A 10,272-nucleotide genomic window follows, 5' to 3' on the forward strand; every position below is an offset into this window, starting at 1 on the left:
GGGCGAGACGGGTGGGGGTGCGCCCTACGAGACCCCCACCCCGATCCGCTTTGCGGATCGACCCTCCCCACAAGGGGGAGGGTGAAATATCAATCCGAAACCGGCGTGTTCTCGTCCACATCGACGCGGAAATTGCCTTCCAGGATCTCGGCCTTCTTTTTCTCGACCAGGTCCTTGACGTCGGCGGGCAGCGTCTTGTCGAATTTGTGGAAAGGCGCCAGATACGAGCCGCCCTTGGCCATGCGCGAGAAATCGCCATAATCCTGCGCCGTATAGACTCCGGCCTTAACCAGTTTGATCGCCTGCTCGACCGTCGGGTACATGTCCCAGACCGGGCCGGTGATGACCGTATCGGGACCGAGGCTCGACTGGTCGGACATGTTGGAGATGGCGAACACCTTCTTCTCCACCGCTGCTTCGATGACGCCGAACCGTTCGGCATAGATGACATCGGCGCCGGCATCGATCTGTGCGACCGCCGCCTCCTTGGCCTTGGGCGGATCGAAGAAGGAGCCGATGAAGGCGACCTTCTTCTTGACGTTCGGATTGACCTCCTTGGCGCCGGCGAAGAAGGCGTTGACCAGCCGGTTCACCTCCGGAATGCCCATCGCCGCCACGGCGCCGACCGTGCCCGACTTCGACATCTTGCCGGCGATCATGCCGGAGAGATAGGCCGGCTCATGGATCCAGTTGTCGAACACACCGAAATTGGGCTCGGCAGGGCCTGCGCCGGAGCCGAACAGGAAGGCCGTCTTTGGGAACTGCTTGGCCGTGCGGCGCGATTCGCGCTCGGCGGCGAAGGCATCGCCCAGCACCAGTTCGTATCCGCCTTGCGCATATTCGCGCATGACGCGGCTGAAATCGGCGGTCTGCACCTTCTCCGACCATTTGTATTCGATGCCCAGTTCCTTCTCGGCCTTCTGCAGGGCGACATGGATCTGGTTGTCCCATGGCTCCTCGATAGGCGTGGCGAAGATCGCAGCCACTTTCAGCTTCTTGTCCTTGGCGAAGGCCGCGCCCGGCAGCATCGCCGCCGCCAGGCCAAGCGCGCCCAATTCCAGCACGTTGCGCCGCGACAGCCCGTCGCATGCCGATTGAGATTTATTCTTCCGGTTATCCATTGCAGTCCCCTCTGTTCGACAGCCGTGTCGAGCCGGCTGTTCTAAAAATCAGACGGGGAACTATGGAACGGGTCCGGACTTTTGTCCACATGGTCAAATTTGACGGACGCGATCCGGGCACTCTGCTGGCCTGGCCGGGAAATGTGGCCGATCAGACCCGTTCGAGCGCGATGGCGATGCCCTGGCCGACGCCGATGCACATGGTGGCGAGTGCATAGCGCCCGCCACGCTCGCGAAGCTCCAGCGCCGCGGTGCCGGATATGCGGGCGCCCGACATCCCAAGCGGATGGCCGAGCGCGATGGCGCCGCCATTCGGGTTGACGTGCCCGGCGTCCTCGGCGATGCCGAGTTGGCGCAGCACGGCGATGCCTTGCGAGGCAAAGGCTTCGTTGAGTTCGATGACATCGAACTGTTGTGGCGTCAGGCCGAGCCGCGCGCACAGTTTCTGCGTCGCCGGCGCCGGACCGATGCCCATGATGCGCGGCGCGACGCCGGCGGCGGCTCCGCCCAGGACGCGGGCGATCGGCGTCAGGCCGTATTTCTTCGCAGCGGCTTCCGAGGCAACGATCAGCGCCGCGGCCCCGTCATTGACACCCGACGCATTGCCGGCAGTCACTGTCCCGCCTTGCCGGAATGGTGTCGGCAATTTGGCCAGCGCCTCGATTGTTGTTCCGGCTCGGGGATGCTCGTCTTTCGAGACGACAATCGCATCGCCCTTGCGCTGCGGGATTGTCACGGGCGTGATTTCCCTGGCCAGCCGGCCATTGGCCTGCGCGGCGATGGCCTTGTCCTGGCTGCGCACGGCGAAGGCATCCTGATCGGCGCGCGAGACGGCAAAATCCTCGGCGACGTTCTCGCCCGTCTCGGGCATCGAATCGACGCCATACTGCTTCTTCATCAGCGGATTGACGAAGCGCCAGCCGATGGTGGTGTCGTAAATCTCGGCATTGCGCGAGAACGCCGCGTCGGCCTTGGGCATGACGAAGGGCGCGCGGCTCATGGATTCGACGCCGCCGGCGATCATCAATTCCGCCTCGCCGGCCTTGATGGCGCGCGCCGCGATGGTCAGCGCATCCATGCCGGAACCGCACAGGCGATTGACGGTCGAGCCCGGAATTTCCTTGGGCAGACCGGCCAAAAGCAGCGCCATGCGCGCCACGTTGCGGTTGTCCTCGCCGGCCTGGTTGGCGCAGCCATAGACGACATCGTCGACCGCTTGCCAGTCAATACTCGCATTTCGCTCGAGCAAAGCCTTCAGCGGTATCGCGCCGAGATCGTCGGCACGCATCGATGACAGCGAGCCGCCGAAACGGCCGATCGGCGTGCGGATATAGTCGCAGATATAGGCCTCGGCCATGTCATGCAGCCTTTGCTTTTCCGGTTCCCTTATGCGCCGCCTTGGTGCGGGCCTGCAGGTCGCGCAATGTGTTGAGTTCGAGATCGCTTGGCGCCGGCGTCTCGTCAAGCGCGTCGGCGAACCTGACGACCCAGCCACAGGTCTCCTGCACCTGCTGGCGTGTGACGCCGGGATGCAGCGACACGACCGTGAATTCCTTGGTCACCGGGTCTGGTTTCCAGATCGCAAGGTCGGTGATCAGCAAAGTGGGCCCGGCCGTCTCGATGCCGAGCCGCTGGCGATGATCACCGCCCTCGCCGTGGCCGAAGGAGGTAAAGAAGTCGATCTTTTCGACCATTCCACGCCTTGTCTGCGCCATGGTGATGTAGATCTCCTTCGACGAGGTCGCGATCTCCGGCGCGCCGCCGCCGCCGGGAAGCCGGGTCTTGGGGTGGAAATAGTCGCCGATGACCGTGGTGTTGATGTTGCCGAACTTGTCGAGTTGGGCAGCCCCGAGGAAACCGATCGAGATGCGGCCACCCTGGAGCCAGTAGCGGAACATTTCCGGCACCGCGACGGTGGTGACCGCGGTTTCGGACAGTTCGCCGTCGCCGATCGACAGCGGCAGCACGTCAGGCGCGGTGCCGATCGTGCCGCTTTCATAGATCAGCGTGATGTCGGGCGCATGCGTCAGCCTCGCCACGTTGCAAGCGGCGGAGGGCGCACCGATGCCGACGAAACAGACATCGTCGTTCTTCAACACGCGGCTGGCGGCGATCGTCATCATCTCGTTGGGAGTGAAACCCCGTTCGCTCATGCCGCTCTCCTTAGATGCTCGACGCGGGCTGCGAAATCACCGGCGCTCTTGCCGATGACGTTCGCCTGCATCCACGCCTGGAACCTGCCACGGTCCGCGGCGATCTCGTCCCATTCGAGATAGGCGGCATTGTCGCGCGCATAATAGCCATGGGCGTAGGAGGGGTGCGAGCCGCCGGGAACGATCGAGATCGCCGCGATCGTCCAGCGCGGCAGCACGGTCAGGTTAGGGTGCAGATCGTCGAAATTGTCGACCACTTCCTCCACCGTCACCACCGCGCGCCTGGCCGCCAGCACAGCTTCCTTCTGAATACCGATGATGCCCTCGACCAGCACATTGCCTTTCTTGTCGGCCTTCTGCGCATGGATGAAGGTGACGTCGGGCCGGATCGAAGGCACCGCCGCCAGCACCTCGCCGGTGAACGGACAGGTGACCGACTTGATGTTCGGATTGACATCGGCCAGCCCGGCGCCGCGATAGCCGCGAAACACCGCGCAGGGCAGGCCAGCGGCCCCTGCCTCATAGGCGTTGGCCATGCCGGCATGGCTGTGTTCCTCGATCTCGATCGACCTGGGAAAGCCATTCTCGATCGAATCGCGGGCACGCCGCAGCAGGCCGACGCCGGGGTTGCCGATATAGGAGAAGATGATTTTCTTCGCCATGCCCATGCCGATCATCTGGTCGTAGATCAGGTCCGGCGTCATGCGGATCAGGGTCAGGTCGCGAAACCCCTGGCGGATCGCCTCATGCGCCGCCGCCGTCGGGATCAGATGGGTGAAGCCTTCGAAGGCGACGGAATCACCATTATTGAGGTTCTCGGCCACCGCCTTTTTGAGCGGCAGGAACTTGACCATCGCCAGGGCTCCAATCCCGAAAGTTCGCATTGCGAACATATGTATTGTATGTGATACTTTCTAGGCTGACCGGAGCCCCGAGTCAATCCGGGCGGACGGCAGCCTTTGGTATGGAGGTCAGATGGACGAAGGGGCTGCTTCGCGTGATCACGTCGGCTCGCTTGAACGCGGCCTCGCCGTCATGGAGATCCTCGCCCGCCACCCTTCGGGCATGACGCTGACCGAAATGGCGGAGGAAGCCGGCCTGACCCGGGCTGGCGCCAGGCGATTCCTGCTGACCTTGGTCGCGACCGGCTATGCCACACAGGCTGGCCGCGTGTTTTCGCTGTCGCCACGTCTGCTGACGGTTGCGCGCACCTGGCTCGGCGGCGCCTCGCTGTGGAGCTTCGCGGCCCCCATCATGCGCGCGGTGGCGGCGCAGCTGAACGAAGCCTGTTCGGCGGCGATCCTCTCGGGCGAGGATGTCGTCTACGTCGCCCGTATTCCTGGCCGCCGCATCCTCAGCGTCTCGCTGGATGTCGGCACCAGGCTGCCGGCCTATTGCACCTCGATGGGGCGCATGCTGCTCGCCGGGCTGACGCCTGAAGAATTGGACACCTTCCTCGGCCGCGCGTCGATCGAGAGAAGAACGGCCAAGACGATCACCGACAGGCCCCTGCTGGCGAAGGCCATCGCCAAAGCGAGGAAGGACGGCTTCGCCATCGTCGACGAGGAACTGGAACTCGGCCTGCGCTCCATCGCCGTGCCGATCCGCGACCGGGCTGGACGAACGGTCGCGGCCATCAATGTGTCGACACAGTCGGCGCGGTTCTCGGTTGCCGAGATGGAACGGGAAATCCTGCCCGCGCTGCTTGGGGCCAGGCAGCGCATCGAGGATTTCTTTGTGGTTTAGGAAAGTCTTGTTGACCTTCCCAACATCGGCGGGACAGCGCCCCCCTCTGTCCTGCCGGACATCTCCCCCACAAGGAGGGAGATTGGCAGTTTCATCGATTCGCCTTCTCCTGCGACGTTGGAGATTGGCGAAAGCCGGCTTGACGTCCGATCTCCCCCCAAGTGGGGGAGATGCCCGGCAGGGCAGTGGGGGGCGCTGTCCCGCCGATGTTGGGAAGGTCAACAAGACTTTCCTAAACCACAAAGAAATCCTCGATGCGCTGCCTGGCCCCAAGCAGCGCGGGCAGGATTTCCCGTTCCATCTCGGCAACCGAGAACCGCGCCGACTGTGTCGACACATTGATGGCCGCGACCGTTCGTCCAGCCCGGTCGCGGATCGGCACGGCGATGGAGCGCAGGCCGAGTTCCAGTTCCTCGTCGACGATGGCGAAGCCGTCCTTCCTCGCTTTGGCGATGGCCTTCGCCAGCAGGGGCCTGTCGGTGATCGTCTTGGCCGTTCTTCTCTCGATCGACGCGCGGCCGAGGAAGGTGTCCAATTCTTCAGGCGTCAGCCCGGCGAGCAGCATGCGCCCCATCGAGGTGCAATAGGCCGGCAGCCTGGTGCCGACATCCAGCGAGACGCTGAGGATGCGGCGGCCAGGAATACGGGCGACGTAGACGACATCCTCGCCCGAGAGGATCGCCGCCGAACAGGCTTCGTTCAGCTGCGCCGCCACCGCGCGCATGATGGGGGCCGCGAAGCTCCACAGCGAGGCGCCGCCGAGCCAGGTGCGCGCAACCGTCAGCAGACGTGGCGACAGCGAAAACACGCGGCCAGCCTGTGTGGCATAGCCGGTCGCGACCAAGGTCAGCAGGAATCGCCTGGCGCCAGCCCGGGTCAGGCCGGCTTCCTCCGCCATTTCGGTCAGCGTCATGCCCGAAGGGTGGCGGGCGAGGATCTCCATGACGGCGAGGCCGCGTTCAAGCGAGCCGACGTGATCACGCGAAGCAGCCCCTTCGTCCATCTGACCTCCATACCAAAGGCTGCCGTCCGCCCGGATTGACTCGGGGCTCCGGTCAGCCTAGAAAGTATCACATACAATACATATGTTCGCAATGCGAACTTTCGGGATTGGAGCCCTGGCGATGGTCAAGTTCCTGCCGCTCAAAAAGGCGGTGGCCGAGAACCTCAATAATGGTGATTCCGTCGCCTTCGAAGGCTTCACCCATCTGATCCCGACGGCGGCGGCGCATGAGGCGATCCGCCAGGGGTTTCGCGACCTGACCCTGATCCGCATGACGCCGGACCTGATCTACGACCAGATGATCGGCATGGGCATGGCGAAGAAAATCATCTTCTCCTATATCGGCAACCCCGGCGTCGGCCTGCTGCGGCGTGCCCGCGATTCGATCGAGAATGGCTTTCCCAGGTCGATCGAGATCGAGGAACACAGCCATGCCGGCATGGCCAACGCCTATGAGGCAGGGGCCGCTGGCCTGCCCTGCGCGGTGTTTCGCGGCTATCGCGGCGCCGGGCTGGCCGATGTCAATCCGAACATCAAGTCGGTCACCTGTCCGTTCACCGGCGAGGTGCTGGCGGCGGTGCCTTCGATCCGGCCCGACGTCACCTTCATCCATGCGCAGAAGGCCGACAAGAAAGGCAATGTGCTGGTCGAGGGCATCATCGGTATTCAGAAGGAAGCTGTGCTGGCGGCCAGGCGCGCGGTGGTGACGGTGGAGGAAGTGGTCGACAATTTCGACGATCTGCACCCTAACCTGACCGTGCTGCCGCGCTGGACGATCGCGGCGATCTCGATCGTTCCCGGCGGCTCGCACCCCTCCTACGCCCATGGCTATTATGCGCGCGACAATGCCGCCTATCTCGAATGGGACGAGATCGCCGCGGACCGTGGCAGGTTCCAGGCGTGGATGCAGGCGAACGTCATCGGCAAGAGCGCCGGTGATTTCGCAGCCCGCGTCGAGCATCTAAGGAGAGCGGCATGAGCGAACGGGGTTTCACTCCCAACGAGATGATGACGATCGCCGCCAGCCGCGTGTTGAAGAACGACGATGTCTGTTTCGTCGGCATCGGTGCGCCCTCCGCCGCTTGCAACGTGGCGAGGCTGACGCATGCGCCCGACATCACGCTGATCTATGAAAGCGGCACGATCGGCACCGCGCCTGACGTGCTGCCGCTGTCGATCGGCGACGGCGAACTGTCCGAAACCGCGGTCACCACCGTCGCGGTGCCGGAAATGTTCCGCTACTGGCTCCAGGGTGGCCGCATCTCGATCGGTTTCCTCGGGGCTGCCCAACTCGACAAGTTCGGCAACATCAACACCACGGTCATCGGCGACTATTTCCACCCCAAGACCCGGCTTCCCGGCGGCGGCGGCGCGCCGGAGATCGCGACCTCGTCGAAGGAGATCTACATCACCATGGCGCAGACAAGGCGTGGAATGGTCGAAAAGATCGACTTCTTTACCTCCTTCGGCCACGGCGAGGGCGGTGATCATCGCCAGCGGCTCGGCATCGAGACGGCCGGGCCCACTTTGCTGATCACCGACCTTGCGATCTGGAAACCAGACCCGGTGACCAAGGAATTCACGGTCGTGTCGCTGCATCCCGGCGTCACACGCCAGCAGGTGCAGGAGACCTGTGGCTGGGTCGTCAGGTTCGCCGACGCGCTTGACGAGACGCCGGCGCCAAGCGATCTCGAACTCAACACATTGCGCGACCTGCAGGCCCGCACCAAGGCGGCGCATAAGGGAACCGGAAAAGCAAAGGCTGCATGACATGGCCGAGGCCTATATCTGCGACTATATCCGCACGCCGATCGGCCGTTTCGGCGGCTCGCTGTCATCGATGCGTGCCGACGATCTCGGCGCGATACCGCTGAAGGCTTTGCTCGAGCGAAATGCGAGTATTGACTGGCAAGCGGTCGACGATGTCGTCTATGGCTGCGCCAACCAGGCCGGCGAGGACAACCGCAACGTGGCGCGCATGGCGCTGCTTTTGGCCGGTCTGCCCAAGGAAATTCCGGGCTCGACCGTCAATCGCCTGTGCGGTTCCGGCATGGATGCGCTGACCATCGCGGCGCGCGCCATCAAGGCCGGCGAGGCGGAATTGATGATCGCCGGCGGCGTCGAATCCATGAGCCGCGCGCCCTTCGTCATGCCCAAGGCCGACGCGGCGTTCTCGCGCAATGCCGAGATTTACGACACCACCATCGGCTGGCGCTTCGTCAATCCGCTGATGAAGAAGCAGTATGGCGTCGATTCGATGCCCGAGACGGGCGAGAACGTCGCCGAGGATTTTGCCGTCTCGCGCGCCGATCAGGATGCCTTCGCCGTGCGCAGCCAGGACAAGGCCATCGCCGCGCAGGCCAATGGCCGGCTGGCCAGGGAAATCACGCCCGTGACAATCCCGCAGCGCAAGGGCGATGCGATTGTCGTCTCGAAAGACGAGCATCCCCGAGCCGGAACAACAATCGAGGCGCTGGCCAAATTGCCGACACCATTCCGGCAAGGCGGGACAGTGACTGCCGGCAATGCGTCGGGTGTCAATGACGGGGCCGCGGCGCTGATCGTTGCCTCGGAAGCCGCTGCGAAGAAATACGGCCTGACGCCGATCGCCCGCGTCCTGGGCGGAGCCGCCGCCGGCGTCGCGCCGCGCATCATGGGCATCGGTCCGGCGCCGGCGACGCAGAAACTGTGCGCGCGGCTCGGCCTGACGCCACAACAGTTCGATGTCATCGAACTCAACGAAGCCTTTGCCTCGCAAGGCATCGCCGTGCTGCGCCAACTCGGCATCGCCGAGGACGCCGGGCACGTCAACCCGAATGGCGGCGCCATCGCGCTCGGCCATCCGCTTGGGATGTCGGGCGCCCGCATATCCGGCACCGCGGCGCTGGAGCTTCGCGAGCGTGGCGGGCGCTATGCACTCGCCACCATGTGCATCGGCGTCGGCCAGGGCATCGCCATCGCGCTCGAACGGGTCTGATCGGCCACATTTCCCGGCCAGGCCAGCAGAGTGCCCGGATCGCGTCCGTCAAATTTGACCATGTGGACAAAAGTCCGGACCCGTTCCATAGTTCCCCGTCTGATTTTTAGAACAGCCGGCTCGACACGGCTGTCGAACAGAGGGGACTGCAATGGATAACCGGAAGAATAAATCTCAATCGGCATGCGACGGGCTGTCGCGGCGCAACGTGCTGGAATTGGGCGCGCTTGGCCTGGCGGCGGCGATGCTGCCGGGCGCGGCCTTCGCCAAGGACAAGAAGCTGAAAGTGGCTGCGATCTTCGCCACGCCTATCGAGGAGCCATGGGACAACCAGATCCATGTCGCCCTGCAGAAGGCCGAGAAGGAACTGGGCATCGAATACAAATGGTCGGAGAAGGTGCAGACCGCCGATTTCAGCCGCGTCATGCGCGAATATGCGCAAGGCGGATACGAACTGGTGCTGGGCGATGCCTTCGCCGCCGAGCGCGAATCGCGCCGCACGGCCAAGCAGTTCCCAAAGACGGCCTTCCTGTTCGGCTCCGGCGCAGGCCCTGCCGAGCCCAATTTCGGTGTGTTCGACAACTGGATCCATGAGCCGGCCTATCTCTCCGGCATGATCGCCGGCAAGATGTCGAAGTCGGGCACGGTCGGCGCCGTGGCGGCGATGGGCATTCCGGAGGTGAACCGGCTGGTCAACGCCTTCTTCGCCGGCGCCAAGGAGGTCAATCCGAACGTCAAGAAGAAGGTCGCCTTCATCGGCTCCTTCTTCGATCCGCCCAAGGCCAAGGAGGCGGCGGTCGCACAGATCGATGCCGGCGCCGATGTCATCTATGCCGAACGGTTCGGCGTCATCGAAGCAGCGGTGGAGAAGAAGGTGTTCGCCATCTCCAACATGTCCGACCAGTCGAGCCTCGGTCCCGATACGGTCATCACCGGCCCGGTCTGGGACATGTACCCGACGGTCGAGCAGGCGATCAAACTGGTTAAGGCCGGAGTCTATACGGCGCAGGATTATGGCGATTTCTCGCGCATGGCCAAGGGCGGCTCGTATCTGGCGCCTTTCCACAAATTCGACAAGACGCTGCCCGCCGACGTCAAGGACCTGGTCGAGAAAAAGAAGGCCGAGATCCTGGAAGGCAATTTCCGCGTCGATGTGGACGAGAACACGCCGGTTTCGGATTGATATTTCACCCTCCCCCTTGTGGGGAGGGTCGATCCGCAAAGCGGATCGGGGTGGGGGTCTCGTAGGGCGCACCCCCACCCGTCTCGCCC

The 10,272-nt window shown here is 63.8% G+C and carries 10 protein-coding genes; 5 read left to right on the forward strand and 5 right to left on the reverse strand.

Annotated elements, in window-relative coordinates:
• Positions 1–89: 89 nt before the first annotated feature.
• The 4 genes from FJ934_RS27350 to FJ934_RS27365 all read right to left on the reverse strand — a co-directional run bounded on the left by FJ934_RS27350 (position 90) and on the right by FJ934_RS27365 (position 4,128).
• Positions 90–1,121, reverse strand: coding sequence for a BMP family protein (locus FJ934_RS27350; protein ID WP_140613521.1), 1,032 nt, complete (start codon positions 1,119–1,121; stop codon positions 90–92).
• Positions 1,122–1,272: 151 nt separating this feature from the next.
• Positions 1,273–2,478 carry a 3-oxoadipyl-CoA thiolase gene (gene pcaF / locus FJ934_RS27355; protein WP_140613522.1) on the reverse strand — a complete coding sequence of 402 codons (1,206 nt, stop codon included), beginning with the start codon at positions 2,476–2,478 and terminating at the stop codon, positions 1,273–1,275.
• Between the two features lies 1 nt (position 2,479).
• Positions 2,480–3,274: a CoA-transferase subunit beta gene (locus FJ934_RS27360; RefSeq protein WP_140613523.1), complete on the reverse strand. Its 795-nt coding sequence runs from the start codon at positions 3,272–3,274 to the stop codon at positions 2,480–2,482.
• Positions 3,271–4,128, reverse strand: coding sequence for a CoA transferase subunit A (locus FJ934_RS27365; RefSeq protein ID WP_140613524.1), 858 nt, complete (start codon positions 4,126–4,128; stop codon positions 3,271–3,273). The genes FJ934_RS27360 and FJ934_RS27365 overlap by 4 nt, the downstream gene beginning before the upstream one ends.
• A 121-nt stretch (positions 4,129–4,249) precedes the next feature.
• Between FJ934_RS27365 and FJ934_RS27370 the strand changes: the two genes are divergently transcribed.
• Positions 4,250–5,020 carry an IclR family transcriptional regulator C-terminal domain-containing protein gene (locus tag FJ934_RS27370; RefSeq protein ID WP_140613525.1) on the forward strand — a complete coding sequence of 257 codons (771 nt, stop codon included), beginning with the start codon at positions 4,250–4,252 and terminating at the stop codon, positions 5,018–5,020.
• A gap of 232 nt (positions 5,021–5,252) precedes the next feature.
• On the opposite strand, the gene FJ934_RS27380 is transcribed toward FJ934_RS27370, so the two are convergent.
• Positions 5,253–6,023 carry an IclR family transcriptional regulator C-terminal domain-containing protein gene (locus FJ934_RS27380; RefSeq protein ID WP_140613525.1) on the reverse strand — a complete coding sequence of 257 codons (771 nt, stop codon included), beginning with the start codon at positions 6,021–6,023 and terminating at the stop codon, positions 5,253–5,255.
• Positions 6,024–6,144: 121 nt separating this feature from the next.
• Between FJ934_RS27380 and FJ934_RS27385 the strand changes: the two genes are divergently transcribed.
• The 4 genes from FJ934_RS27385 (at position 6,145) to FJ934_RS27400 (ending at position 10,183) form a co-directional block, all read left to right on the forward strand.
• Positions 6,145–7,002 (forward strand): CoA transferase subunit A, encoded by an 858-nt coding sequence (locus tag FJ934_RS27385; protein ID WP_140613524.1) that lies wholly within the window; start codon positions 6,145–6,147, stop codon positions 7,000–7,002.
• Positions 6,999–7,793: a CoA-transferase subunit beta gene (locus FJ934_RS27390; protein ID WP_140613523.1), complete on the forward strand. Its 795-nt coding sequence runs from the start codon at positions 6,999–7,001 to the stop codon at positions 7,791–7,793. The genes FJ934_RS27385 and FJ934_RS27390 overlap by 4 nt, the downstream gene beginning before the upstream one ends.
• A 1-nt stretch (position 7,794) precedes the next feature.
• Positions 7,795–9,000 (forward strand): 3-oxoadipyl-CoA thiolase, encoded by a 1,206-nt coding sequence (gene pcaF / locus FJ934_RS27395; protein WP_140613522.1) that lies wholly within the window; start codon positions 7,795–7,797, stop codon positions 8,998–9,000.
• 151 nt (positions 9,001–9,151) lie between these two features.
• Positions 9,152–10,183 carry a BMP family protein gene (locus FJ934_RS27400; protein WP_140613521.1) on the forward strand — a complete coding sequence of 344 codons (1,032 nt, stop codon included), beginning with the start codon at positions 9,152–9,154 and terminating at the stop codon, positions 10,181–10,183.
• Positions 10,184–10,272: the final 89 nt, after the last annotated feature.

Origin of the sequence: Mesorhizobium sp. B2-4-12, from assembly GCF_006441575.1 — a bacterium.
GTDB lineage: Bacteria > Pseudomonadota > Alphaproteobacteria > Rhizobiales > Rhizobiaceae > Mesorhizobium.

Coding starts and splice junctions, on each gene's coding strand:
- FJ934_RS27350 (WP_140613521.1), bottom strand. CDS start 1,121: ATGGATAACCGGAAGAATAAATCTCAATCGGCATGCGACGGGCTGTCG.
- pcaF (WP_140613522.1), bottom strand. CDS start 2,478: ATGGCCGAGGCCTATATCTGCGACTATATCCGCACGCCGATCGGCCGT.
- FJ934_RS27360 (WP_140613523.1), bottom strand. CDS start 3,274: ATGAGCGAACGGGGTTTCACTCCCAACGAGATGATGACGATCGCCGCC.
- FJ934_RS27365 (WP_140613524.1), bottom strand. CDS start 4,128: ATGGTCAAGTTCCTGCCGCTCAAAAAGGCGGTGGCCGAGAACCTCAAT.
- FJ934_RS27370 (WP_140613525.1), top strand. CDS start 4,250: ATGGACGAAGGGGCTGCTTCGCGTGATCACGTCGGCTCGCTTGAACGC.
- FJ934_RS27380 (WP_140613525.1), bottom strand. CDS start 6,023: ATGGACGAAGGGGCTGCTTCGCGTGATCACGTCGGCTCGCTTGAACGC.
- FJ934_RS27385 (WP_140613524.1), top strand. CDS start 6,145: ATGGTCAAGTTCCTGCCGCTCAAAAAGGCGGTGGCCGAGAACCTCAAT.
- FJ934_RS27390 (WP_140613523.1), top strand. CDS start 6,999: ATGAGCGAACGGGGTTTCACTCCCAACGAGATGATGACGATCGCCGCC.
- pcaF (WP_140613522.1), top strand. CDS start 7,795: ATGGCCGAGGCCTATATCTGCGACTATATCCGCACGCCGATCGGCCGT.
- FJ934_RS27400 (WP_140613521.1), top strand. CDS start 9,152: ATGGATAACCGGAAGAATAAATCTCAATCGGCATGCGACGGGCTGTCG.